This window comes from Salipiger sp. PrR003 (assembly GCF_010500785.1).
Classification (GTDB): domain Bacteria; phylum Pseudomonadota; class Alphaproteobacteria; order Rhodobacterales; family Rhodobacteraceae; genus Salipiger; species Salipiger pacificus_A.
On the sequence record NZ_JAAGOV010000025.1, the window covers coordinates 147,699 to 171,214 of the forward strand.

23 protein-coding genes and 1 tRNA gene are annotated in these 23,516 nt (G+C 64.4%); 8 read left to right on the top strand and 16 right to left on the bottom strand.

Annotated features, from left to right (window positions below; all coding sequences use genetic code 11):
- Positions 1-137: 137 nt before the first annotated feature.
- From G0D83_RS03570 to G0D83_RS03585, 4 genes are all read left to right on the top strand, one after another.
- Positions 138-1,508: an arylsulfotransferase family protein gene (locus G0D83_RS03570; RefSeq protein ID WP_164189561.1), complete on the top strand. Its 1,371-nt coding sequence runs from the start codon at positions 138-140 to the stop codon at positions 1,506-1,508.
- Positions 1,509-1,563: 55 nt separating this feature from the next.
- A complete protein-coding gene (locus tag G0D83_RS03575) occupies positions 1,564-1,788 on the top strand; it encodes a hypothetical protein (RefSeq protein ID WP_108968313.1) in 225 nt (74 codons plus the stop codon).
- Entirely contained in the window at positions 1,785-3,296 is a 1,512-nt protein-coding gene (locus G0D83_RS03580) for a sulfotransferase (RefSeq protein WP_164189563.1), read from the top strand. The genes G0D83_RS03575 and G0D83_RS03580 overlap by 4 nt, the downstream gene beginning before the upstream one ends.
- A gap of 242 nt (positions 3,297-3,538) precedes the next feature.
- Entirely contained in the window at positions 3,539-4,033 is a 495-nt protein-coding gene (locus tag G0D83_RS03585) for a hypothetical protein (protein WP_164189565.1), read from the top strand.
- A gap of 28 nt (positions 4,034-4,061) precedes the next feature.
- Here the strand turns inward: G0D83_RS03585 and G0D83_RS03590 are convergent, their stop codons facing one another.
- The 9 genes from G0D83_RS03590 to G0D83_RS03630 all read right to left on the bottom strand — a co-directional run bounded on the left by G0D83_RS03590 (position 4,062) and on the right by G0D83_RS03630 (position 10,500).
- Positions 4,062-5,300, bottom strand: coding sequence for a lytic murein transglycosylase (locus tag G0D83_RS03590; protein WP_164189567.1), 1,239 nt, complete (start codon positions 5,298-5,300; stop codon positions 4,062-4,064).
- A 120-nt stretch (positions 5,301-5,420) separates the two neighbouring features.
- Positions 5,421-6,023 carry an SCO family protein gene (locus G0D83_RS03595; RefSeq protein ID WP_164189569.1) on the bottom strand — a complete coding sequence of 201 codons (603 nt, stop codon included), beginning with the start codon at positions 6,021-6,023 and terminating at the stop codon, positions 5,421-5,423.
- An 11-nt stretch (positions 6,024-6,034) separates the two neighbouring features.
- Positions 6,035-6,619, bottom strand: coding sequence for a copper chaperone PCu(A)C (locus G0D83_RS03600; protein ID WP_164189571.1), 585 nt, complete (start codon positions 6,617-6,619; stop codon positions 6,035-6,037).
- A gap of 115 nt (positions 6,620-6,734) precedes the next feature.
- A complete protein-coding gene (locus G0D83_RS03605) occupies positions 6,735-7,088 on the bottom strand; it encodes a hypothetical protein (RefSeq protein ID WP_164189573.1) in 354 nt (117 codons plus the stop codon).
- A 98-nt stretch (positions 7,089-7,186) separates the two neighbouring features.
- Complete coding sequence (rutD, locus tag G0D83_RS03610; protein WP_164189575.1) at positions 7,187-7,957, bottom strand: pyrimidine utilization protein D; 771 nt, start codon at positions 7,955-7,957, stop codon at positions 7,187-7,189.
- Complete coding sequence (gene rutC / locus G0D83_RS03615) at positions 7,954-8,340, bottom strand: pyrimidine utilization protein C (RefSeq protein WP_164189577.1); 387 nt, start codon at positions 8,338-8,340, stop codon at positions 7,954-7,956. The genes rutD and rutC overlap by 4 nt, the downstream gene beginning before the upstream one ends.
- Positions 8,333-9,028 (bottom strand): isochorismatase family protein, encoded by a 696-nt coding sequence (locus G0D83_RS03620; protein ID WP_203594853.1) that lies wholly within the window; start codon positions 9,026-9,028, stop codon positions 8,333-8,335. The genes rutC and G0D83_RS03620 overlap by 8 nt, the downstream gene beginning before the upstream one ends.
- Positions 9,029-9,036: 8 nt before the next feature.
- On the bottom strand, positions 9,037-10,122 hold the full coding sequence (gene rutA / locus G0D83_RS03625; RefSeq protein WP_164189581.1) for a pyrimidine utilization protein A: 1,086 nt from the start codon (positions 10,120-10,122) through the stop codon (positions 9,037-9,039).
- Between the two features lie 304 nt (positions 10,123-10,426).
- Positions 10,427-10,500 (bottom strand) — tRNA-Cys (locus tag G0D83_RS03630).
- 496 nt (positions 10,501-10,996) lie between these two features.
- Between G0D83_RS03630 and G0D83_RS03635 the strand changes: the two genes are divergently transcribed.
- The 4 genes from G0D83_RS03635 (at position 10,997) to G0D83_RS03650 (ending at position 13,616) form a co-directional block, all read left to right on the top strand.
- Entirely contained in the window at positions 10,997-11,353 is a 357-nt protein-coding gene (locus tag G0D83_RS03635; protein ID WP_164189583.1) for an XRE family transcriptional regulator, read from the top strand.
- A complete protein-coding gene (locus G0D83_RS03640) occupies positions 11,350-11,889 on the top strand; it encodes an ImmA/IrrE family metallo-endopeptidase (RefSeq protein ID WP_164189585.1) in 540 nt (179 codons plus the stop codon). Before G0D83_RS03635 ends, G0D83_RS03640 begins: the two co-directional genes overlap by 4 nt.
- A gap of 884 nt (positions 11,890-12,773) precedes the next feature.
- Positions 12,774-12,950, top strand: coding sequence for a hypothetical protein (locus G0D83_RS03645; protein WP_164189587.1), 177 nt, complete (start codon positions 12,774-12,776; stop codon positions 12,948-12,950).
- A gap of 66 nt (positions 12,951-13,016) precedes the next feature.
- Positions 13,017-13,616 carry a hypothetical protein gene (locus tag G0D83_RS03650; protein ID WP_164189589.1) on the top strand — a complete coding sequence of 200 codons (600 nt, stop codon included), beginning with the start codon at positions 13,017-13,019 and terminating at the stop codon, positions 13,614-13,616.
- Positions 13,617-14,326: 710 nt separating this feature from the next.
- Here the strand turns inward: G0D83_RS03650 and G0D83_RS03655 are convergent.
- The 7 genes from G0D83_RS03655 to G0D83_RS03685 form a co-directional block, all read right to left on the bottom strand.
- Positions 14,327-14,695, bottom strand: coding sequence for a hypothetical protein (locus tag G0D83_RS03655; RefSeq protein WP_235957999.1), 369 nt, complete (start codon positions 14,693-14,695; stop codon positions 14,327-14,329).
- Between the two features lie 87 nt (positions 14,696-14,782).
- On the bottom strand, positions 14,783-15,157 hold the full coding sequence (locus G0D83_RS03660) for a DUF6527 family protein (RefSeq protein WP_235958000.1): 375 nt from the start codon (positions 15,155-15,157) through the stop codon (positions 14,783-14,785).
- A complete protein-coding gene (locus tag G0D83_RS03665; RefSeq protein WP_164189591.1) occupies positions 15,130-15,933 on the bottom strand; it encodes an N-acetylmuramoyl-L-alanine amidase in 804 nt (267 codons plus the stop codon). The genes G0D83_RS03660 and G0D83_RS03665 overlap by 28 nt, the downstream gene beginning before the upstream one ends.
- A gap of 398 nt (positions 15,934-16,331) precedes the next feature.
- A complete protein-coding gene (locus G0D83_RS03670; RefSeq protein WP_164189593.1) occupies positions 16,332-16,505 on the bottom strand; it encodes a hypothetical protein in 174 nt (57 codons plus the stop codon).
- A gap of 437 nt (positions 16,506-16,942) precedes the next feature.
- Positions 16,943-17,224: a hypothetical protein gene (locus tag G0D83_RS03675; protein ID WP_164189596.1), complete on the bottom strand. Its 282-nt coding sequence runs from the start codon at positions 17,222-17,224 to the stop codon at positions 16,943-16,945.
- Between the two features lie 78 nt (positions 17,225-17,302).
- Positions 17,303-17,905: a DUF4376 domain-containing protein gene (locus G0D83_RS03680; RefSeq protein WP_164189598.1), complete on the bottom strand. Its 603-nt coding sequence runs from the start codon at positions 17,903-17,905 to the stop codon at positions 17,303-17,305.
- 4 nt (positions 17,906-17,909) lie between these two features.
- On the bottom strand, positions 17,910-23,504 hold the full coding sequence (locus tag G0D83_RS03685; protein WP_203595561.1) for a hypothetical protein: 5,595 nt from the start codon (positions 23,502-23,504) through the stop codon (positions 17,910-17,912).
- Positions 23,505-23,516 lie beyond the last annotated feature (12 nt).

Sequence of the window (23,516 nt, forward strand, 5' to 3'; positions counted from 1 at the left end):
CTTTCCGCAAATCCAACGAAAAGCTTGCGATTCCGAGGAGGCTGTACAAGACTGACCGGCGCTTGGACGCATGTCTTGCCGAGCTGGCTCCTTCCTAATTTAGACGGGGCTCGTCAGATTTTTGAAAGCCACATTTCATGTCGCAATTCTCCGACACCTTCGCGCGGCGCATATTCTCCGTGTGCCTGCTGCTCGCCCTTATTGGCGGCGGGTTCGTGTACGGCTCTGTTGCCACGCGGAAGCATCTCTTCCCCGCCCCACAACTCGAACTCACCTATGACATGCTCACCACGCTGGGGCACAACGATCTGACCAGCCACCCCCGGCGCCACCATCTTCAGCCGTCGCGCGGCATGGGCGACGGCGTGACCATCAACAAGATCGGCGACGACGGCGCGCTGGTCTTCATGGCCGGGTTCTTCGACGACGAAAACCAAGCCCGGCTGGTGCACCGCGATGGACACGTGATGCGCAAGTGGACGCTCGACTATTTCACCCATTTTCCCGACGCCAGAACCCGGGTCTGCGCGCTTGCCAGCGCGCTCAACGTCGACCAGCACGGCGCGCTGGTGACGCCGAAGGGAGAGGTCGTCTTCAACTACGAGTACTGCGGCACGGTGAAGCTCTCCCCCTGCGGCGAAGTGGTCTGGGCGTTGAGCGAGCGCACCCACCATTCGATCGTTCCCGCGTCGGGCGGCGGCTACTGGCTGCTTGGCCGCCAGCGCTGGCTCGATTCCGACGCGCCAGACCGCATGCCTCCCTTCTCCGCATCGGCGAGCGGGCTGGAGATCAAGGAGGACACGATCCTGAAAATCAGCGAGGCGGGTGAGATCGAGCAAGAGGTGTCGATCCCGAAGATACTCCGCGACGCCCATCTCGAGGCGCTGCTGACCGCCAATGGGGCGGACTTCAGCCGCCACGCCCCCGACCGCGACGAGCTGGTGCATTCCAACAAGGTCGGCGAGCTGCCCGCCGCCTACGCTGCCGCCTTTCCGCAGTTCGAGACCGGGGACTTGCTGGTCTCGATGCGCGATCTCAACCTCGTCATGGTTGTCGATCCGGTCAGCTGGGATGTGAAGTGGCACCAGACCGGCCCCTGGCTGCGCCAGCACGATCCCGAGTTCCGCCCCGACGGGCGCATCTCGATCTTCAACAACAACGTCTACCGCACCGATTACCCCGGCGAGGTGCTCGACCTCGACACGCCCAAGATCACCAATATCACCGCCGTCGATCCCGCCAGCGGCGAGATCGAGCTGCTCTTCGGCGAGGCGCCCGGGCAGAAGATGCTCTCGGCGATCCGCGGCCAGCACGAGATCCTGCCCGATGGCGGCATGGTGATCGCCGAGTTTGACGGCGGCCGGGTGATCCAGACCAGCGCCGAGGGCGAAGTGGTCTGGGAATATGTCAACGCCTTTGATGACGCCCATGTCGGCGAGATCACCAACGCCGACGTCCATCCCCCCGGCTATTTCGAAACGGCTTGGGAGACCTGCCCCCAGCCCTAGCCGCGCCCGTGGACCGCCAACCCTTTCCCCCTTTTCGACGAGGAGAACCCGAGAGATGACGCCTTTTGCACGCCTTGCGGCGCTCCTGCTTCTGAGTTTCGGCATGGGGCTGCCCGACCCGGCCGCCGCCTATATCGGACCCGGCGCCGGGCTTGGCGCCATCGCCGTCACCGTCGCCATCCTGCTCGGCGTGCTCCTGCTCATCGCCGGGCTGGTCTGGTACCCGCTCAAGCGGATGCTGAAAAGCCGGGCCGCCGCGCGCAGTGGCACGCGCAAATGATCGCCACCTTCCTCGTCTCGCTGCTGGCCGTGGCCGGTTTCGGCCTCGGGCTCTGGCGCAGTGAGGTCGTGCCGCTGTGCCGCGCCACGCTCGGCACAGCGATGACCGGTATCACCGCGATGATGGACAATGAGCTCGACGACGACGCCAAGGAGATTGCCGTGCGCCGGGCCGGTTTCGCGCTGATCGGCGCGGCCTTCGGCCTCTTCTGGCGCTTCGTCCTGTCTCTGGCGCTGGCCGCGCTGCCGGTGCTCGCCGCCGACCTCATGGGTCTGGTACCACGCGAGGCAGTGCTCTCGCTGATGCTGCGGCTCGACTACCTCTTCGTGGTCTCGGTGGCTGCGATCGCCGCGGCCGAGGGCCTGCGCCGCCTGCGTGGGCCGGGCCGCCACGATCCCGAGGCGCTGCCAGAGATCAACCGCTACTCCACCGCCGACCGCTTCTTCCACATGCTGGCCTTTGCCAGCCCCGCGGTGCTGAAGGGCGCCTCGAGGCTCGAGGACCGGCTGATGCCCGGCGCGGTGCAGGAGCCGGCCGGCCCGCCTATCTTTGTCACCTCGCTGGCGCGCGGCGGCACCACGGCGTTGCTCAACGCGCTGCACGAAGTGCCCGCCATCGCCACGCACACCTATCGCGACATGCCCTTCGTCACCGCGCCGGCGCTGTGGAACCGGCTCGCCGGCGGGCGGGGGCGCGACGTGGGGCGGCACGAGCGCGCCCATGGTGACGGTCTGGAGATCGACCTCGACAGCCCCGAGGCCTTCGAGGAGGTGCTGTGGAAGACGCTCTGGCCCGGCAAGTACCGCGCCGAAGGCATCGCGCTCTGGCAGGCCGAAGACCGCGACCCCACCGCCGAGGCCTTCATCGCCCGCCAGATGCGCAAGGTAATCCACGCCCGCAGCCCAGAGGGCCCGGCCCGCTACTGCTCGAAAAACAATGCGAATATTGCCCGCATCCCCTATCTGCTCGAGGCTTTCCCCGGCTGCCGCATCGTGGTGCCGTTGCGCCGGCCCGAGACCCATGCCGCCTCGCTTCTGCGCCAGCACCTGAACTTTCTGAAGCTGCAAGCGGACGACGAGTTCATTCGCCGATACATGCGCGACATCGGCCATTTCGAGTTCGGTCGGATCCACAGGCCGCTGCTCTTTCCCGGCTTCGATCCCGCCGCCTTTGAGACCACGACGCCGGACTATTGGATCAACTACTGGCTGCAGGCCTTCCGCTACGTGCAACCCTTCGAGGACCGCTGCCTCTTCGCGCTGCAGGACGACATGCGTGCCGACCCGCAGGAGACGCTCGAGGCACTCTGCGAAGCGCTCGGCGTGGCCCCCGGCAGGATCGATTTCAGTGCCCATTTCCGCCCCATGCCCGACCGGGCGCCGCAGGACCTCTACGATCCGGTCCTCTTTGCCGAGGCGGACGCGGTCTACGAACGCCTCGCGCAGCGCGGCGTCCTTCCCGGCGCCCTGTCTCCCGTCGGCGGAAAAGTGACCACCGTGCGCGCCTAGGCGCCGCGGCCCGCGTCCGCGCTGGATCACCCGCCCCGGCTGAGCTAGGCTCCGAGCGTTCCGGTTCAGGCCTTTAGCACCGGGACCGGTCGAAGGTTCGAGGCCGGACCCGCCCATTTCAGTCGATGGCAGGCAGCGATTTTTCAGCCTGCACCCACCCCGGCGCCTGCGCCGGTCATTTTTCCGCCGGCCCGTCCCCGGACATCCGCAACGGACTCACCAATGATTGAGTGGAGGCTCTCATGGCATACAAGGAAAAATTCACAGAGACCGACTGGGCGATGGTTCTGGAAGCGCCGATGCTCGCCGGGCTGGCAATCACTGCCGCCGACCCTGGCGGTCTGATCGGCGCGGTTCAGGAAAGCGCCGCGATGGCCGGCTCGCTCAAGGATGCCTCCGCAGGCTCGCTCGCCGCCGAGGTGGCCGAGGCCTACAAGACCTCGGAGGGTCGCTCTGCCGCGATGGACGGGGTGAAGGCGCTGGTGAAGGGCAAGAAGCCCCCCGAGATCACCGAGGCCGCGATCACCCGCCTGTCGGAGATCCTCGGCACGGTGAAAACCACCGCGCCGGAAGAGGCCGGGGCCTTCTCGGAGTTCCTGATCGACACGGCCACCCGCACCGCCGAGGCGGCCAAGGAGGGCGGCTTCCTCGGTTTCGGCGGCGAGGCGGTCTCCGACGCCGAGAAGAAGACGCTGGCCGACCTGCAGGCCGCGCTCGGTGGCAGCGCGGGGGTGTGACCGCCACCCGAAGGAAGGGGCGCGGCGCTCAGCCGCGCCGCAACTGCGCCAGAAGCCCCTGCGACGGCTCGCCGGTGACCGGCAGTCCGGCCCGCGCCTGGTAGCCTTCGATCGCCGCCGTGGTCTTCTTGCCCAGCACCCCGTCCGGCGTGCCCGCGTCAAAGCCCGCCGAATTGAGCCGGCCCTGCAACTCGCGCCGATCCTCGATGGTCAACCCGTAGCGGTCCGGCGGGAAGCCTCCGCGCAGCGGTCCCGCTCCCAAAAGCCGGTCCGACAGGTGGCCGACCCCGATCCCGTAGTTCTGCGCGTTGTTGTAGCGCAGGATGACATTGAAGTTGCGATAGACGAGGAAGGCCGGCCCGGCCGCGCCCTGCGGCAGCAGCAGCTTGCCCGAACCCGTGGGCAGCGATCCGCCCGCCGCCGGGCGCACCCCTGCCGCGGCCCAGCCCGCGCCGCTGCGCGAGCCCCCGGCCATGGAGGCTCCGCCCGCGGGCAGCAGCACCTCGACCCCCCAAGGCTCGCCGCGGCGCCAGCCGCTCCGCGCGAGATAGTTGGCGGTCGAAGCAAGCCCGTCGGTGGGATCCTCGGACCAGATGTCCCGCCGCCCGTCTCCGCGAAAGTCCACCGCGTAGCTCTGGTAGGTGGTGGGAATGAACTGCGTGTGGCCCATGGCACCGGCCCAGCTGCCGGTGAGATGCACGGGATCGATGTCGCCGCGCTCGAGGATGCGCAGCGCCGCCAACGTCTGCTGCTCGAAGAAGGCGCCGCGGCGCCCGTCAAAGGCCAGCGTCGAGCAGGCCGAGATCACCGGGATGTCGCCGCGCCGGGTGCCGTAACTGCTTTCCATGCCCCAGACCGCGCAGACAACATGCGGCGGCACGCCGTAGCGTGCCTCGATCTCGCGCAGCACGCCCATATTGCGGCGGAGTTCCGAGCGCCCCTGGCTGACCTTCTGCTCGTTGGCAGTGATCGCGAGGTAGTCCTCGAGCGTGCGGGTGAACTCGGTCTGGCTGCGGTCGCGTTCGACCACGCCGGGCAGGAAGCCCGCCGATCGGAATGCGGCATCATAGGTCGGGGCAGAGATGCCCTGCGACAGCGCGCGGCCGCGGAACGAGGCAACCCAGGCGTCCCAGCCGGGGTTCGGCTGCGGCCGCAGCGTGGGATCATCGGGCGCTGTTGCGCCGCCCGAAAAGCCGCCGCCTCCGCAGCCTGCCAGCAGGGCCATCGCCCCGCCCGTGATCAGGAAAGTCCGCCGTGTGCTGCCCATCTGCCCGCTCCGCCATTTATAGGTTTTGCAGCCAGACTGACGCGGCTCGGGCGCGCCGGCAAGAGCCTGCCGGAGCATAGGCAAGCCCTTGCCAACGGACGGATTTTGCCGCCCCGGCGGTCAGGAGGCCCCGACCAGCGCGCGCAGCTTGCCGAGCGCCCGATCATAATCTTCCTGGTAGTTGATCAGCCCCGCGTAGTCGCCGCCCTCGTCGAAGAGCAGCACCATGGCTGAATGATCCATCGTGTAGCCGCCATCGTCCAGCGGCACCTGGCGGGCGTAGATGCGGAAGGCCTTGATCGCCTTGTCCATCTGCTCGCGCGATCCAGAGACCCCCAGCACCCCGGGCACCCAGGAGACGTATTGCTCGAGCTGCTCGGCCGTGTCGCGCTCGGGATCGACGGTGACGAAGAAGACCCGCAGTTCTTGACCTGCCTCGCCCAGCCCCTCCTGCCATGTGGCAATGTCGCCAAGCGTGGTCGGGCAAACCTCGGGACAATGGGTGAAGCCGAAGAACACTGCCGAAGGGGCGCCCTTCAGGCTGTCCTCGGTGAAGGTGCTGCCGTCGGTGGCGGTCAGCTGATAGTCGCCGCGCCCCAGCGAGGCGGTGACATCTTGCTCCAGTCGCGGCGCGATGACGCGGACCCATAGCAGGGCGACAAGGGCCAGGAAGACCAGCCCCCAGAGCGCGATGCGGATGGCGGTAATGCCTTGCTTGCTCACGTCCAGCCCTCTCAGTTGCCGTGGGTCATGTGACCCTGGGCCGCGCCGCCCTTGGCGTTTGGCGCGCCGATGGCCAGCGGGATCTCGATGGTGCCGGCCTGCTCGAAGGTGAGCGAGACGGTGACGCTCTCGCCTTCGACCAGCGGCTGCTTCAGCCCCATCATCATGAGGTGGAAGCCGCCCGGCTTCAGCTCGACGGTCTCGCCCGCGGGGATCGGCAGGCCGTCGGGCAGCTCGCGCATCTTCATCACCTGCCCGTCCATGGCCATCTCGTGGATCTCCATGTGGTCGGCCCGCTCCGGCGAGGTGCTCGCGGCGATCAGCCGGTCATCCTCGGAGCCGGTGTTGGTCACGGTGAAAAAGCCGCCGCCCACCGGCTGGTTCGGCAGGCTGGCGCGCGAGAACGGCCTTTCGATGTGCAGGGCGCCGATTTCGTAGACCGCACCATCGTGCGCGGCCATCTGCGCGCCGTGGTCCATGTTGTGCTCTGCCTGCGCGTGATCCTCATGGGCGTGATCGGCATGCGCGTGGTCCGCATGGGCGCCAGCAGACGACAGCAGCGCGAAGCCGAGGGCGGTGATCAGGGTGGTCTTCATTGGGGGTCTCCTCCGACGCGCGCGCGGTCGCACCGCTGCCTGCGCGGGACATGATCCGGGCGTACCGGCCCGGCGGGTGTGTTCGAGAGTGCGGCGCCTGCGCCGCGGGCCCGGGTCAGGCCAGCGCCGGCGGGGCTCGCGGAGAGCTCCGGGGGTTGGCCGGCTGCGGCGGCAGGCCGAGAACGCGAAGGATGACCACCTCAAAGCTTCGATCCATGCGCAGCGCCAGCGCGGGGGGCACGGTTCTGGGCGCCTCGGGCAGAAGGTTGCAGACCGGGCAATGGTGGCCGTGGTGGGTGCCTTCCGTCTCGCAGAGGTCGGCCAGCGTGCCGCCCATGGCGAGGTAGCTTCGCAGGCTGGCAGTCTCCGGCCCCTCGGGCGCCAACCGCGCCGCGAAGACGACACTTGCCAACGCCACCGCGAGGACGGCGACGGCGAGGGTCAGGCGATGGGCGTGCGCGCGGATCATGCCCCGATTTGTAGCCGGGATCCGGAGCGCTTGGAAAGGGACGTCACGCCGCACCTGCCGGGCGCAGGTCATGGACCCGGACCGCGCGCCGCCCGGGATCAGACGTGGGCCGAGAGGAAGGGCAGCACCTCGGCCTCGAAGTCTTCGCGCTTGGTCAGGTTCACCGCGTGGCCGCCCTGATCGAAGATCACCAGCCTGGCGCCCGGGAGGCGTGCCGCCAGCCGCTCGGACTGGGCCACGTCGACCAGCGCGTCGTCCTTGCTGGCGATGAGCAGCAGGTCCGAGCCATCGGGGATCGCCGGCAGGCGGAAGTCGCGCAGCGCGTTGATGCGATGACTGATATTCTCGGCGCCCTGGAAGTGGGCGACCGCGTGCGCCTCCTCGGCGGCGATCTTCTCGGGGAAGGCGGCGATCCAAAATGGTGGGTAGAGGAAGTTCATCTGCAGCGCCGCGAAGGCCGCGAGCCCCTGCCCGGCCAGGGTCGCCAGCCGGATGTCGAAGCAGCGCGCGGTGTGGGCGTCGATCTCGGGCCAGGCATTGATCGCCACCACCCGCTCGACTCGGCGCTCTTCGCGCGCCGCCAGATCGAAGCCGACCAGCCCCCCGAGCGCGTGCCCTATGAGATCGAAGCGGTTCACCCCGGCGGCGTCGCAGATCTCGAGCACGTCATCGGCCATGGCCTCGATCGAGGTCGGGCCGAGCGCGCAGCTGTTCGCGCCAGTGCCGCGCTGGTCATATAGAATGAGATCGAAGCGCGGTTTCAGCGCCTCGAGATGCGACGTCCAATAGCCCTGCGCCCCGCCGAGGCCCGAGCACAGGACAAGCGTACGGGCGCCCTCGCGCCCGCACTTGTAGTGTGTGAACTTCATCCCTTGATGACCGCCACCGTGGCGATCTCGACCAACGCATCGGGCTTCACCAACCCGCATTGGATGCAGTAGCGCGCTGGCTTGTCGCCCGGAAAATAGGTCGCATAGACCTCGTTCACCGCGCCGTAGTTGGCCCAGTCGGTGACGAAGATGTGGTTCATCACCACGTCGTCCATCGTGCCCCCGGCGGTTTCGATCACCGACTTGATCGTCTCCAGCACGTGCTTGGTCTGCGCTGCCGCATCACCGACGTGTACGACGTTGTTTTCCTTGTCGAAGGGCAACGTGCCCGACACATAGACCACCCCGTCGGCCAGCACGCCCGGCAGGTAGGGTGCGAGCGGCTTGCCGGTGCCTTCGGGGATCACGGGAGTCTTAGGCATTCGAAAGTTCCTTTTCTTCCTTGGAGATGAGCGCGGCGCAGAAGTCGTCGGTCTTGGAGACCCAGCCGAAGAAGGTGGCGACGTTGTAGACCGAGGCCTTCTGGATGAAGTCCGGCCCGAGGTGGTTGGTCGCGTCTTCGAGCATCAGGCAATGGTACTCGAGGTGGAAGGCGTCACGCAGCGAGCTTTCCACGCAGACATTGGTGGCGATGCCGGTGAAAACCAGCGTCTTGATCCCGCGCGAGCGCAGGGCGCTGTCGAGGTAGGAGTTGAAAAAACCCGAGTAGCGCGGCTTGGGGATGAGCAGATCTCCCTCCTGCGGCTGCAGCTCGTCAATGATGTCATAGTCCCAACCGCCCTTGGCCAGAAGCTGGCCCCAGAGCTCGGGGCGCTTCTTCATCGTCTTGATGGCATTGGACTTCTTGACGTTGGGAGAGTCGGGCCCGCCCGCCTCGACATAGGCCGGATCCCAGCCGTTCTGCAGGAAGGTGACCAGCACACCGGCGTCACGGCAGGCCTTCGTCACCTTCGAGATGTTCTCTATGCAAGAGCGCGCGCCCGACACGTCGAAGCCCGCAAGGTCGACGTAGCCACCCTTGGTGGCATAGGCGTTCTGCATGTCCACCACGATCAGCGCGGTGGTCTTGGGATCGAAGCCGAAGGCTTCGGGTTGTGCGGAAACTTCCATCTCGGTCCTCATGCGGGTTCGGCGACCTGCACCGCTTTGCGGCAGGCCATGAGCGGCTGGATCCTGGCGCCGAAATCCTCGACCCCTTGCACGAAATCGTCGAAGGTCAGCAGAACGCCGCCCGTGCCGGGAACTTCTGCCACTTCGTCGAGCATCCGGGCGACGGTCTCGTAGGAGCCGACCAGCGTGCCCATGTTGATGTTCACCGCCGAAACCGGATCGGACATCTGCCGCACGTTGGTGTCGGTGCCTGATGTTGTGTCCGCCGCGCTCTGCAAGCCGAGCCAGGACAGCGCCTCTTCGTCGGCGCCCTGCTTGTAGTGCTCCCACTTGGCGCGGGCCTTCTCGTCGGTCTCGTCGGCGATGATCATGAAGAGCGCATAGGTCGACACGTCGCGCCCGGTCTTCGCGGTGGCTTCCTTGAGGCGCTCTGCGTTGGGCGCGAAGGCCTTGGGCGTGTTCACCCCCTTGCCGAAGCAGAAATTGTAATCGGCATATTGCGCCGAGAAGGCCATGCCTGCATCCGAGGAGCCGGCACAGATCACCTTCATGTCAGCCTGCGGCTGCGGGCTGAGCCGGCAATCGTCCATCTGGAAGAACTCGCCCTTGAGATCGCTCTTGCCGGTCTCCCAGAGGTCGCGCAGCACCTGCGCGTATTCGCCGAGATACTTGTAGCGGGTGCCGAAGAACGCATCCCCCGGCCACATGCCCATCTGGCTGTACTCGGGCTTCTGCCAGCCAGTGACGAGGTTCACCCCGAAGCGGCCGTTCGAGATGGAATCGATCGTCGCGGCCATGCGCGCGACGATCGCCGGCGGCATTACCAGCGAGGCGGCCGTGGCATAGAGCTTGATCTTGCTGGTGCAGGCGGCGAGCCCGGCCATCAGGGTGAAGCTCTCGAGGTTGTGGTCCCAGAACTCGGTCTTGCCGCCGAACCCACGCAGCTTGATCATGGTGAGCACAAAATCCAGCCCGTGCTTCTCGGCGCTGAGGGTGATCTGCTTGTTGAGCTCGAAGCTCGGCTTGTACTGCGGCGCGGTCTCGGAGATGAGCCAGCCGTTGTTTCCGATGGGAAGAAAGACCCCGATTTCCATGCATGACCTCTTGTCTGAACAGGTGTCCGGCGGCGCGCAGGCCGTCTGAGATCAGCAGAGATTTTTTTACCAAACGGTAAAATTAACTTTTGCGATTTTTGTGGGATGAAGCAGGCGGATGCTGAAGACCCGGGCGCTTTGCGCCGCAGGTGGCAGAAAATGTTCAGAATATGTATTGGGAATATCGGTTCCGCTGCACGCGGTACTGGGCGGCGTCACTCTCTGCGAGGCGCCCGGCTCGACGTCACGCACCATCTCGGCCTGATCGAACGAGAGTGCGGAGAAATTGATCTAGGGGGGTGTTTGGAGGCGAGTAGGGGAATCGAACCCCTGTGCACGGATTTGCAATCCGCTGCGTCACCACTCCGCCAACTCGCCGTATACCGTGTGGTGCATGGCGTTTAGCCGAGGCCACGCGGAAGCGCAAGCCCTCTTGCTACACAGTCTGCCGCACATTCATGTTTCGTCTTCGTTCTGTTCTACACTCTGGATGTTTGATCCGAACGAGCCTGTTCGACACCAGGACTTGAGGCACACTGCTGTCGACCAGGGCAACGCCTTCTGCGAACCAGAGAGAGCACCCCTTAGGAGACGACAGGCCCGAACCCTCTCCTCTCCGCGCGCCCGAAGCCGACAGCCCCAAGAGCGGCGTTTCCGGTGCCCGGAAGCGCCTTACCCCGTGGGCTGCGCCGAACGGCCCCGGCGCGACCTTTTCGGGGTGGCCAATATTCTCGTTGCACTCGCCCGATGCAGGTGAGAAACCGCGCGGGCGAAGTCGCCGAACCTAGTTGGAAGAACCTGTTAACCACGTAGGTTGACAGAGGCGCGACTCTACCACATATTGATGAAGACCAACCCGTGAGGAGCAACCACTATGACCACAGAGATCGGAAAGGAGCTGCGGAAACTGCGAATTGATGAGGACGAACGGCTGCTGGACATGTCCCAGCGCCTGAACAAGTCCTCCGCCTTCATTTCCGCCGTGGAGCGCGGCACGAAAAGCCCGCCGTCGGGCTTTGAAGAACTTGTCATCAAAGCCTATTGGCTCGCCGGGGACGCGGCAGACGCATTGCGCCGCGCCGCTGATCGGTCCCGGAAAGCCTTTACCATCGAGGCCGACACCCCACTGGCCCGGGACACTGCCGGGCTCATGGCCCGACGCATGGACAGCCTGTCCGATGATGAGCTCAAGAGCATCTTCCAAATCCTCAATAAGAAGGACGCAAAATGACCTCGGGTAGCGATTTCATCGTGCCGCCGCGCCGCTGGGCTGAAATCGGCGGTATTGCGAACACCCTCCGCCATAGCCTCGGGCTAGCGGAGGAACCCCACCTGCCGGTGATCGAGTTGATCGAGCGGGTGCTGGACCAGAAACTCGGGATTGTCCGCTTGGAGGTGGGCGAGCGGCACGAAATGGACGGTGCGGAGGGGCTGACCTGCCCCAATGGCGAGTTCATCATGCTGCGGGAGGATGTGTACAACGGGGTTTGGGCGGGCGACCGCCGCGCCCGGTTCACGACTGCCCACGAGCTGGGCCATTGGGCTCTGCATACGAACATCTCCATGGCCCGGGCTCGTCGGGGCGATGGAACCCCCACCTACCGCTTGGCGGAGCCGCAGGCGGATCAGTTCGCCGCAGAGCTATTGATGCCCGAAGGGTTCATTGACGCGTGGGATGACGAAAACGACCTGATGGAGCGCTTCGGCGTCTCGTTCAGCGCCGCCCGCAACCGCCTCCGCTACCTTCGCAAGAACGGGAGGCTCTAACGAATGAAGGCTCAGGTTGGCGCCCGAGCCTCCAAATGAAAATCTGAATCGTGCATCAGGGGCTTGACGATGCAGAGCCTCCCGAAACGCAAATCAGCTTCCGTGACAAGGGCCGATATAGCGCTATTCGGGTCAAATGGCAAGATACGCCCCGAAGGAGAACGAGGGAATGGCTAAGAAGCACACCCCCCCTCCGCCGGGTTATCGGTACGTGTTCCGCCCTTGGCGCACGTGTCCGAAGACCGGGCAGCGCCTCTACGCGAAAGCGTTTGGCCTGCGCGCCTGGCCGATTTTGGTTCCTGAGTGAGTTGGGCTTGACCCGATAGAAAATTGGACCGGGCGGTGGAAACATCGCCCGGTTCGGCCTTTCTAGGCAACGGTTCACAGCCCGGAACGGCACGGTTCGCGCACGGAACAGCGATTGAATTCAAGGAGAAGATGGTGACCTCGGCAGGACCTGAACCTGCTACTTATCTCTGAGAGAACGCCTCCCCCCGCAGAAGAGGTGAAACAGTGCACCCACCAGCGGTAGGCTCTTTCCAGCGAAGCAAAGCCAGTGCCAAGTTGGCTTTCGAATTGGGGCGCTACATAGGAGCTACACCCCTTGAACTCGACCAATAGCGTACGCACGTAGGGGGATGTGTACAGAGTGCGCTCAAGAACCCAAGCGCCTACCCAGCCTACAAACTGGCGCGATGTTAAACCTTGTGTTATCCTGAACGATGAGGGCACGTCTATCGTCAAGTGTACGAGCGATCACACTGAGTGGTCACAAACGAAATGGTAACTTGCTTATGCCAGAATCTTACCGTAGGCGTGTACAAGGTCGGAACTGAATCGATCTGAATGCAGTTCTGTAAGCGAAGCACATAGGAGGTGCGCAAATGCAAAATCTGTTCGTCGCGCTTCGCGAAAAGTACCCCGGAGCCGAGGTGCGCGACGTAAAATTCATCGTCAATCCTGAAGAGGTGGCTAACCAAGAGGTCGCCGAGATCGACGCAAAACTCGGTCAAGTGGTTGAAACCGCTGTGCCGCTTGCAGGTGCCGGGGCTTTGATGTAACCGGTCTGGACGCTAGACGCGTCCTGTTCACGACAGCCTCTAGCGAAACAGCTGGAGGCTTTTTTTTTGAAGATCACGGAACTGTCGCAGCACCTTCACCAGCTACGTCACAATCGTTCTGGTCGGGCGATTGGTAGCGCCATGAACGTTTCAGAGGTCTGGAACGCTGTCTTGGAATCTGACGAAACCAGCATTGATCGTCTAGACATCCACATTGAAGATTTGCCTCGTCCTGTCGATGGCATGTTCGCTCGGGTGGTAATTCCCGGCGAAGCGGGTGCACCAGATCAGGAAATTGGCGCTGTCTATGTCCACAACGACCTGCCCCTTCACTGGCGGGACTTCATCATCATAAAAGAGATGATGCACTGTTTCACCCCGATGACTCGATATTGCTCGACCCCGCATGACGCAGGGCAAGTTCTTCAGGCGCTTGTCCAGCGAGGTGGACGCTACACGCTCAACGTGGCTGCGGACGATGTCGGAATTTTGGCCGCTGCGGAAGTGATCCTTCCTCACAAAACCGTCGAGTCCTTGCTTGCAGCGAATCTGGATTGCAACGAAATCGCTGCCCGCCACGGGCTTCATCCTGAAATCGTGGAAGAAATTTGCCGCTACGACATAGTGCAATGGCGGAAAAACGGAGACCTTAACGGAGACTTCTGAGCTCCTTTTCGCTGCAGAGAATTTAGCGCGCTTTAGGCAGGCGTTTCAGTACTGCGCCGTAGCCATTGAAATCTGCTTCTTGAGCTCAAACGCGCAAACCGCCGAGGTGCTCCACAGCGAAGCGTAGTTATACCGCGCCCTATGCCTCCAGCGTGGGCGTGGATACTAGTGACCACGCGTGGCGCTCAGCACGCTTGCCAAACCGTCGCCGGCTACAGCTCCTTAGCCTCCAAATTCAGCGCAGCCATTTCGGAGTTCGTTTTCGCATCTCTCCCAGCGCCGCTCCCATGCTTTCCGCATAGCCCTGCGTCGGATCTCAGATGAGTGGACCATCGCTGAGTACCGGCGCGGCCATCCCCGCCAGAAATTCAACCCTAAGTCCTGGAAACCCATACGCGGCGGATTACCTCACCCGCCGCCGCACCTCTTCCAGCGCAGCCTCGAGGCTCGGCGCATATCCCTCTGCCACCGGCTGCACCTCGACGGCCCACACCCAGCTCAGCGACGAATCAGGAAGGTGTGACCTATGTACCCGCCCGACCGTCTGCCCATCCTTCAAGACGAGCCAATCGTTGTCGCCGTCGGTGCGGCCCGCGACAACAGTTCTCTTCCGTGTCCACATGGGACGCAGATAGATAGAGAACAAGATCAAGAGACGCGTAAGCCCGGCGCGACGGCCGGGCTCTTATCAATCAGGCGTCGGGCACACCTCAGGCCGGGATCTGCACCCCTACCCGATCCATAGCCTCGCGGTAATAGCGCAGCGCAAGGCGGTCGAGCACTCCGTCTCCGGGCACCAACCGCGCGATCGCATCCGGCACCGATTGCTGCGCATGGTAGATCGCATGAGATTTGATCACATCGAATCCAGCGTCCGGCCCTTCGAGCAGCGCGGCCTCGACGCCCGACTTGATGGCCGAGTGCAGGGCTTCACGCGCCGCTGCCTCGATCCTGATTCCGGTGAAGGCTTCGAAAGCCGCGGCGCCGCGGTTGATGATCAGCATAAGCGCGATGCCGAGCAGCCCGGCGATCGCCTGCACCAGCTCTGGGCTGGAAAGGAGAGCTTTGAGGAAGTCCATCTTGGGAACCTTTCGGTAGGCGGCATGCAGCCGCAGAGAGGACCAGCGCGAGGCGCCAGTCGGTTAGAGGGAGGAAGGGGATGAGCATCAGGGCAGATCGAGGTCAGGGAGATCGACCGTCTGACCTGCCAGCGCATGGCTGCAGTCGTTCAGGAAATGGATACTCCCCTCGCGCACGAAGCTGTGGCAGAGCAGAGGCTTCGGCTCGAACGGTTCGCCTCGCATGATGGCGGCGTGTTGCTGATCTGTGAGCTGCTCGGTGCCCTTGACCTTGATCGACGGCGAGAAGGTCGGGGCGTCCGCGTTGCCGTTGTAGCCCCAGCGCGGGCCGGGGCCTTTTCCGACCCCGACCTGGTGCATCATCCGGCAGCCGGGGCACATGAAGGAGACCATCCCGCCCTGCAGAGAGCGGAGCTTGCGACCGAGCCTCGCCATCAGGCAGCCCACCCCAGCGGTGCCCATGCCGCATCCTCGACCCTGAAGCCGGGGCAGAGCTTGTTGGCGAATTCGTTGTGCCCGGCGATCCGGCGGATTTGCGTGGCGTTGCAGGCCTTGGCGATCACGCCGCGCATCGCGTCGAGAGTCTCGCGGGTGTAGAAGTCCTCGGGCTTGCCCATGTGTGTCACGGTCTGCACCGGGACCATCGAGTAGCCGAGCGAACCCGCGTTGTGGCCGATGACATGCGCGCCGATCTCGGACCAGGCACGGCCTTCGATCACCTCGCCATCCGGGAAGATCAGCCCATGATAGCCGATGTCGCGCCAACCGTTGGCGAGGTGCCAGCTCCGCACTTCCTCGAACATCTGCCGATTGGACTTGCCTTTCCACCAGGTCTCCGATGTCGCGGTGGTGTGCAGCACGAAGAGACCGACCAGGTAGCCGGCGCTCCCCTGAAGCACCTGCTTCTCGTGCGAGACCCAGCCGCCCCAGCCGGGCGATACCGTGACATCCTCGACGATCGCGCCCGCGCGCGGCAGCCCGTCGGCCTCGACCAGGGCGCGGAGCCCGCGGTCAAGCTCGGGCGTCCAGACGCGGCTGACCGGTCCGGCGGCAAGATAGCCGAGGTCGATGATCGCCTGATGCATCTGCTCGACCGCATCACCCCAGCGGCCCTCGTGCGCCGCCAGCAGAGCGAGCATTTCTGCCTCGGTGCGCGGCCCCCAGAGGCCGTCTTCAGGCCCGGCCGAGAAGCCGAGCGCATTCGCCCCCGCCTGAAGGGCGCGGATTTCCTGTCTCATTGCAATCTCCATGAAAAAGCCCGGCATGAAGCCGGGCGTGAGGAATCAGTAAAACTGTGCTATTGAAGCGCTGCGCGACGGGCGCGCGGCAGTTCTCGTGATGCGCAACAGCGAGACGGCCGCGTTATGCTTCCGATCCTTGCAGCGCAGCCCGGTGCGCGAGCGCGGCCCCCTGCATGCCAGTAGCTTCCACAGGAACTGGCCACTGCGGAGATATCGGGTCGCGCTCCCCAACCTGAGCAGAAAAATGCCGATCCCTTTTCATTGAATCTCGGCGATTGATCTGCGGGAGCACCGGCCCCAGGCTTTCTGCGAGCGCGTCGCGGTGTGGTCTTTTCCCAGAAAGTCGCCCGTTCCGTAAGTTGAACGCAAAGCGAAAGCTCTGCGTCGCGCTCACCTCACTCGAGCACCTGGTAGGTCACCACGTAGGTACGGTCCGGCACGCGTTTGCCGCCGCAGTCATTGTCTATCATCAGGAAGAACTCGATGACGTCGTGCACGAAGCCGGGGGTGACAATGCTGAGTTCAGCGTTAAATTGAGCCTTGAGCGCGGCGCGGACTCTCACCCTCATCCCCGAATCTCGGGAGGGTTCAGGCCTCGGAACTTAACCCCTAGCGGGATTATCTGGCCAACCGAGGCCGGGCGCCGCGCTCACTCCTGCCCCTTTCTGTCATTGAATTTCCTTAGGACACTCAGGTTTCCGTGGTAACTTTGGCTCCGAGCGCGGCGAGCGCATCCGAGCCTTTAAAATCCTGATCATAGGCACGTAGGGATGAGATGCTTGGCTGGGCAGCGTGCGGACGTGAGGCAACCCTTCGCCTGCGGGTCGCCGCGCTCACCCCGTCTGAGACCCAATCCCCACGTACTCGTTTGAAACGGTCACCGGAACAATCCGAGGTCCCGCCCGTTTAAAGACGAGCGCGGCCGTCTGGCTGGTTTTTCTCTGCGCGGCGGCCCCTACCAGTAGCTTCAGCGGTTCGGGGAAGCTCCGCTGACAGCGGGCCGCGCTCACCTCCCCTGTTGAGATATGCGATCGAGCTTGCTGTCGATTTTTAGCAGCGTCGCCTGGATGCTTCGCAGGTCCGACGCCTGCCCCGCCTGGGTCAGCTCGGCCGCCCTCAAGCGCGCGTCGAGGCCGCGCGAGCCTTCCTCAAGCCTTGCGATCGACATCGCCTGGCTCTCTTGCGTGTTCGTCAGCGTCACATAGCCGGCCGTCACGGTGTCCATCATCGCGAGGATCGACAGGATATTGCCGGTGCTGACGGTGCTGTCGAACTTGATGTTGGGCATTGTGTTCCTTCCCATGAAAAAGCCCGCTGGCGGCGGGGTCATTGCAGGCTGGCCTGCAGGTCGCGTGAGCTGAGCCGGTTAAGCTGGCCAGAGCGCGTCGTCGGTGATGTCGCTCGGCGCGTCCGGCATGTCCTTCAGCGCGCGGGCCGCGAAGATGTGCGCCTGCTTGTGGGCCATCGCCGCCTGCCCAAAGGCGAGCATCGTCTGCGCATCCATTGGCACCAGCGTGTTGTCCTGCGCGATCCACGCAAAATCACTGCTCCCGCCGTGCCAGCGAAGGTCGCCCTGCTGGGCCCCGTCGGTGATCGCCGCGAGCGCGCTGGTCGCTGCGCCGGCCATGTTCTCGCGATCCTCGGGGCGGGTCTGATAGACCACCCCGCCGAAAGTGAACCCGCCGTTGATGCGCCGATCCCGTTCGGCATTGATCGCCGCGAGAAACTCGTCGCTGAAAGCGTCGAGCGTCCATTCTCCTGTCACCGGATCGAGCCGCTTGCCCGGCCCCTCTCCCGCCGGCACAGGCAGCCACGCCTCGCCGTTGTGATAGAACTCGCGGGGATTGCTCACTGGGTCCATTTCCAGATCGCCGTCTCCAAGGGGCGACGAGGACCACCGGGCGGGACGGCCCTCATCATCGAGCTGGACGTAAAGCCGGCGCACCGGCTCCAAGGCTTCTTCGGTCATGTCATCACCTCATTGCCGCAATGGCAGACAGGTTGCAGTTTTGGATGCCCGCCCCGCCAAAGTGGTTGATCTCGAATTTCACCTCGACGTTCCCAGCCGCCGCACCCTGCAGCGTGAAGGCGCGAATGTGGTAACGCTGCGCGCTGGTGTAGAAGCCTGCTGAGGTAAAATTCAGCAGCAAGCGCACACTGCCTTGCACCACAACACGGATGTTCCAATTCTGGCCGGGGATACCCGCCGGGGTGGTGGTCAGATCAAACGAGACGATGCCCTGGACATAGGAAGGCTTTGGCATGCTCGGCAGAGTAAATGCGGCCACGGTCGTCCACGTCGCACTATCGTTCGTCACCAGCCCCGAGCCTGCCACGCCCTGCCGGGTAATGCCGTCAGCTATGATCTCCTCAGCGCTGAGGGTGCCGACAGCAACCTCGGCCGCCGTCAACGACCTTGCCTTGAGGACATCCGCCTCCATGGACCGGGCAACCATCCGGTCGCCATAAACTGACGCGGTGCGGATGATATCGCCGTCGATGAAGGTCGCGCCGCCCGGACCATAGGGGGTGAGCTCGGTGGCGTTGACTGGACACTCGCAGAGCATCGGCTTGTGGAAGAAGAGATAGCTGCTGGTGCTCGACTGAGTTCCGAGTTTGCGAATGTGGATCCGCGCATAGGCTGCCCCGGTGGGGGCGGTCCCGCGAATCCCAATACGCTGCCATTCGTCAGGGTTGTCGGCAGACCCGGAATTGGTGGGGATAGTAACCGGGCCGGAGTAGTCGATGGTATTGCCGCTGGCATCAACCCACTGGATACGCAGCTGACCAACGCACCGATGCGTCGACACATAAACAGACGCTTCCCATTTCTGGTTCGCCCTGCATGGGGCGCCTAGCCCATTACCACCATCGGCCGTGTAGGAAGGGGTCGAGACAAAGTCAGCATAACCATCGGTCGCCGTGCCAGCTTGGTATATGTACAAGGTAGGGTAGCGAAGGCCCGCATAAGAGGACCCCGGTGAGCGGACCAGAAAGCTGCTCTGTGCGCCGACGCCGCCCCCCGCGTTGTTGCTCCAATCGTTCAAGCCCGCCCAGAAGGCAGTGTTGGTCAGCTGATTACCTGCAAAGCCAACCGCCAGCTTCCGCGTGGTGAGCGTGCCATCGGCGATGACGTCATCACCCTTAAGAACAACAGCCGAGCCGCTCGAACCATCCGGGTCATCATAGCTAGTCAGCCGCAATTCAGCGACTTCGGTGTTGCCAGCACTGGTAACCGCAGCCGTGATGCCAGTGCTGGCCCGCACCTTGCCGTCAAGCGTTGCAAGGGTCTGCGTGTCCTGCGCCACGGTGGCGGCCGTGTCGAGGTTCTGCAGGTCTTGCGGCGTGGCCGCCCGGATTTGGAAATAGTGGAACCGGATGTGCTTGCGCTGGATCGGCCCCAAACCGTTGCCATCATAGTTGGCCATGAGCCAGGCATCATGCGTGGTGAAGTTGCCGGGGAACGAGGCAGGGCGTTTGAGGATTGCCGAGGCGAAGGTCGGCACGCCTGCCTTCAATCCACCGGCAATCATGTCTTCCAGCTTTATCGCCGCTCGGCTCTCACCGCTGCTGTGGTTCCAGTCGAGCAGGATGCCAGCACCGCCAATTCCGGCGCCACCAACGTAGGTGAACATCACTTCCACTACATAGGCCGCTTCGTTCTGAGGCCCCTTCCAGCCGACGGAGGTTTGCATCCGCACACCAGAGTGAGCCGTCAAGTCGGTGTAATTGAAGCTGAGCGACTTCCCGACCGGGAAAATCTGGTTGGCCGCAGGGGGCTGAGTATCGGGTCCGCCGTTGAAGTCCAGCCACATCGACCCTGCATCGCCGTAGGTCTCGAAGTAGGCATCTTCAAAGCAGCCCACCCCCTGCCCTGTGATACGGGCGGCGGTCTGCGAGTAGGTCGCCGCGGCAACTGCGGAGCCGTTGGCGGCATTCTTACTGAGAGCAGCCGCCTCAGCGTGATTGAGCGCGTAGCCCGCCTGGGTCTGTGCCGACTGCGCATGGGTGGATGCGGCTCCTGCGAAGCTGCCAGCCTGGTCCTTGCTGGTGCTGGCATTTGAGGCACTAATAGAAGCCGCCGAGGCAGCCTGAGCCGCATTGTGCTCCTCGGTGATGTCGATGCATCGGAAGTCCCATACGTGGATGGCGTCCCCGGCAACCTGATTTGCGAGATCGATACCGGGTGCGATGAGCGAGGTGTCCCCTGCTACGTCAACTTCAAGTTCGTAAAACTTCCAGTTGGACCCCGTGTCAAAGCTGGTGGACGGATAGAATGCGACGGGGTCGCCGGAAAGGTTTTCGCACCGCATGCAGAAACGAGCGAAACCTTGCGTCTGGTTCAGGGTATAGACCCAAGCGCTAAGACGGTAACGCCGACCTTTGAAGTTGCCGGTATATGCCGGATCGACCCGAGCACCGTCCGTCAGGCGGATGTTTCTCGAGCCCACGGGAGCCACAGGGGGCGCGCTGTTGGCGTAGCCAGCCGTAGCAGTCCCTGGATACCAGAACTTTAGAGGATCCGCCCCAATGTAGTCATCACGGTTCGGCTCATACACCATGTTCCGGGTCGCTGAGGATCTAGACGTAACAGAGGCTAAACGGCTGAATTCGGACGCACTGTTGGCCGCGCCTTCTGCGTCAGCTTTGGCCGTCGCCGCCTGCCCCGCGTAGGTCGAGGCTTGCCCTGCGCTGGTGCCGGCATTGGTGGCGCTGGTATTCGCGGCACTTGCAGATTGGCCTGCTGCAGTTTCAGAAGCTGCCGCATTGCTTTCGCTAAGCGCTGCGGCAGCGGCGGCGTCTTGCGCCTCTTTCTGCGCGGTCACGTCCTCGACCTCGAAGCTCAGAACCTCGACGTCGCCCGTGCCGGTATAGGCCGAGGGCCAATAGGCAAAGCCGAGCATCCACGGGGTCAGGCCGTTCTGATCGGTGATCTCGTAGTTGAAGGTCTCGACCGTGTTCGCCGCCGCGAAGATGCAGTCTTTCGTCCAGGTCGCCGTCGTGCTGCTGAAGTCGCCGTTGATGCGACGGAACTGCAGGCGCAGAGCCGCATTTGTCTGGTCTCCCAGCGCCCCCACATAGCGCGCCCGAAGCGTCATGCGGAACGTCTTGCCCGGCGCGTTGCGCAGGTAGAACTTCGGCACCAGGTGCGAGTTGCTCGCCAGCGGGAGGCTCCGGTAGATCACCCGCCCGTCCGGCGTATCGCGGAACGCGTCGACCTTGTCCGGTTTCGCCTTAGGATTACCGACAATTGCGTCCGACCAGAACTTGCCGTCGAGCGCGAAATCCGAGGGATGCACGTAGAGCCCAGCGGTGCTGGCCACCAGTTCCTCGGAGGAAGCCGCCGCCGCCGCTGCCCCTTCGGCGTCCTGCTTTGCGGCCGCAGCCTGCTGCTCGTATGTGGAGGCGTTGCTTGCGGAGGTGGAAGCTGCATTCTTGGCAGCCGTTGCGGCGCTCGCTTGCTGTCCAGCTTCGGCGGCACTCGACTCCGCCGCACTGGCCGAGGAAGACGCAGCATCGGCTTTTTCACCTGCACGAGTTTCGGACAGCGCCGCATCCGCCTTGGAAGCCGCTGCGCTGTTCCTGGCAAGCACCGCCGCGTCACGCGCCGTCTGGGCGTCCTGCGCCGCCTTCTGCGCGGCGTCATAATCGACTGTGAGGCTCGCGACCGCCGCGTCCAGCTCATCTGACACCGCGTCTGCCGCCTGATGCGCGTCTTCCGCGTCCTGCAACGCCTGGTTGGCGACGGTCGACGCCTCGTCGAGCTGGTCTGTGAGCGCTGTATCGAGATCGTCTCTGACAAGCCGCACGTCGTCGGTCGTCACGTCCATCCAGCTCGTCCAGCTTCGCTGATCGGACGCGCCTGTCACAAAGCTTGCCCTGACCTGATAGGCGATATTGGGCACGAGACCATCGGAGATCAGCACGCTGCCCTCGGAGGCCTCGGCGAAGAGCCCGCGCTGCACCAGAGCGCCCGTCGCTGCAATGCGCAGCTGCCACGTCACCCGGAGCGACTTGTTGGGCGGCACCACCCAGCTCAGCAGGATGCCGGGACGCCGGCCCTTGCCCCCGCCATCGGGGATCTCGAAGGCCGCAGCGCTGGCCGAGATGAGCGGCGGCGCCGGCGGCGCCATGGTGGCCGTGACCACACCCGCAGAGACCCAGCCGCGCGTCTTCCCGTCCGCCCCGACCGCGCTCACCTCGACGCGGTAGCTCTCACCCTTCTCGAGGGCGCCGGTCAGCAGGGTGTATTCGCCCGCGGCGACCTTTTCCCCGTAAACCCAGGCGGCCTCTGCCTCGGCGTCGGACCAGCGCAGCTGCAGTGTCACGCCCTCGGCCGCCGAACCGGTCACGAAGGGCGCGAGTTGCACCGCGATGCGCGGGCGCACCGACAGGTCGGGCAGCACAATCTGGGTGAGGCTCGAGGAATAGGCCGAGATCACCACCGGCGCCGGTGGCAGACCTGCGGTCGCCGGATCGCGCGGCTCGGTGATCACCGGGCTGTAGGGCGGGATCGCCCCGCTGTCCGCGTCGAGGACGGCGGGCACAGCGTCCACCAGCTGCAGCTCGGCGCTCTCATCCGGCTTCGGCCGCACGCTGGTGACAATGAGGTCCACGCTTTCCTGCATCAGCTCTTCGACGATCACTAGGTCACCCACCGCAATGTCGCCCGCCGCCACATTGGTGTCCGGCGTCCAGACCCGGGCTTGGGGATCGACCGGAGAAAACGCGGTGAAGCTCTGATTGCCGCCGACGTTTCGGACCAGCATGCGGAAGCTGGCTTGCTCCATGTCGAAGACATCGTCGAGCGTGAGGCTGTCGACGAACCCGTCGCCGCCCACGGTGATGGCCTTGATGCGCGCCTGCCCCACGCCGATCAGCGGCACGTCATGCACGAAGCGTACCTTGTCGCCGCGCGTAACGCGCAGGTGCTCCCAGCCGACCTGCAGCGTGTAGGTGGCCGGGCGATTCAGCGCGGTCGCGAGGTGGTAGCGGCCCAGCCGGTAGACATTGCCCTGGTCTTCGTCATCAACAGTTACGACCACGCCCGGCAGATCGAGCGTCTCGAGCTCACTTGCTGTCTTTCGGGTGAAGCCATCGGCGAGGACGAGGATCTCGTCCTCCTGCCACTCGAGGCGCTCGGAGCGCGCCTTCACCCGGAAGCCGTGAATCTTGCGCGGGAAGCGGTGCTCGGCCTTGAAGCCCCAGCTGTTGCGCGGCGTGAACACCTGGCGCACCGGGCCCGCGGCGTTGTCGCGGATGATCGACCACTTGAGATCGGTGAGCGTGCGCTTGGCACGGCCCGCGGCGGCGATGATGTCGAGCACCTCGCCGAGCTGCGTTGCGGTGTCGACCACGTAGTCGCAGGTCCAGTGCGGCTCTTCCGTCGCCCAGGCTCGGAACGCCTCGAGGTCGATCCGCTCGTCGCGCACCGGTCTGCGCAGGTGCTGGCCACGGATTGCCTGCAGAAAGCCCCAGGCAGGATGGCGCACCGGCTGCGGGGCGGTCCACCCCGATCCGGTCCACACCGGCGCCAGCTGCTGCACGATCGCATTGAGGCTGTCCACCCGCCCGTTCAG

Bases quoted from the DNA above. Each gene is read 5' to 3' on its own strand.
- rutA (WP_164189581.1), bottom strand. From the start codon at position 10,122: ATGGAAATCGGGGTCTTTCTTCCCATCGGAAACAACGGCTGGCTCATC.
- G0D83_RS03675 (WP_164189596.1), bottom strand. From the start codon at position 17,224: ATGCCCAACATCAAGTTCGACAGCACCGTCAGCACCGGCAATATCCTG.
- G0D83_RS03640 (WP_164189585.1), top strand. From the start codon at position 11,350: ATGACCTCGGGTAGCGATTTCATCGTGCCGCCGCGCCGCTGGGCTGAA.
- G0D83_RS03620 (WP_203594853.1), bottom strand. From the start codon at position 9,028: ATGGAAGTTTCCGCACAACCCGAAGCCTTCGGCTTCGATCCCAAGACC.
- G0D83_RS03660 (WP_235958000.1), bottom strand. From the start codon at position 15,157: ATGGGCACCGCTGGGGTGGGCTGCCTGATGGCGAGGCTCGGTCGCAAG.
- rutC (WP_164189577.1), bottom strand. From the start codon at position 8,340: ATGCCTAAGACTCCCGTGATCCCCGAAGGCACCGGCAAGCCGCTCGCA.
- G0D83_RS03580 (WP_164189563.1), top strand. From the start codon at position 1,785: ATGATCGCCACCTTCCTCGTCTCGCTGCTGGCCGTGGCCGGTTTCGGC.
- G0D83_RS03590 (WP_164189567.1), bottom strand. From the start codon at position 5,300: ATGGGCAGCACACGGCGGACTTTCCTGATCACGGGCGGGGCGATGGCC.
- G0D83_RS03600 (WP_164189571.1), bottom strand. From the start codon at position 6,619: ATGAAGACCACCCTGATCACCGCCCTCGGCTTCGCGCTGCTGTCGTCT.
- G0D83_RS03575 (WP_108968313.1), top strand. From the start codon at position 1,564: ATGACGCCTTTTGCACGCCTTGCGGCGCTCCTGCTTCTGAGTTTCGGC.
- G0D83_RS03655 (WP_235957999.1), bottom strand. From the start codon at position 14,695: ATGGACTTCCTCAAAGCTCTCCTTTCCAGCCCAGAGCTGGTGCAGGCG.
- G0D83_RS03585 (WP_164189565.1), top strand. From the start codon at position 3,539: ATGGCATACAAGGAAAAATTCACAGAGACCGACTGGGCGATGGTTCTG.
- G0D83_RS03570 (WP_164189561.1), top strand. From the start codon at position 138: ATGTCGCAATTCTCCGACACCTTCGCGCGGCGCATATTCTCCGTGTGC.
- G0D83_RS03605 (WP_164189573.1), bottom strand. From the start codon at position 7,088: ATGATCCGCGCGCACGCCCATCGCCTGACCCTCGCCGTCGCCGTCCTC.
- G0D83_RS03645 (WP_164189587.1), top strand. From the start codon at position 12,774: ATGCAAAATCTGTTCGTCGCGCTTCGCGAAAAGTACCCCGGAGCCGAG.
- G0D83_RS03670 (WP_164189593.1), bottom strand. From the start codon at position 16,505: ATGAGGGTGAGAGTCCGCGCCGCGCTCAAGGCTCAATTTAACGCTGAA.
- G0D83_RS03665 (WP_164189591.1), bottom strand. From the start codon at position 15,933: ATGAGACAGGAAATCCGCGCCCTTCAGGCGGGGGCGAATGCGCTCGGC.
- rutD (WP_164189575.1), bottom strand. From the start codon at position 7,957: ATGAAGTTCACACACTACAAGTGCGGGCGCGAGGGCGCCCGTACGCTT.
- G0D83_RS03680 (WP_164189598.1), bottom strand. From the start codon at position 17,905: ATGACCGAAGAAGCCTTGGAGCCGGTGCGCCGGCTTTACGTCCAGCTC.
- G0D83_RS03635 (WP_164189583.1), top strand. From the start codon at position 10,997: ATGACCACAGAGATCGGAAAGGAGCTGCGGAAACTGCGAATTGATGAG.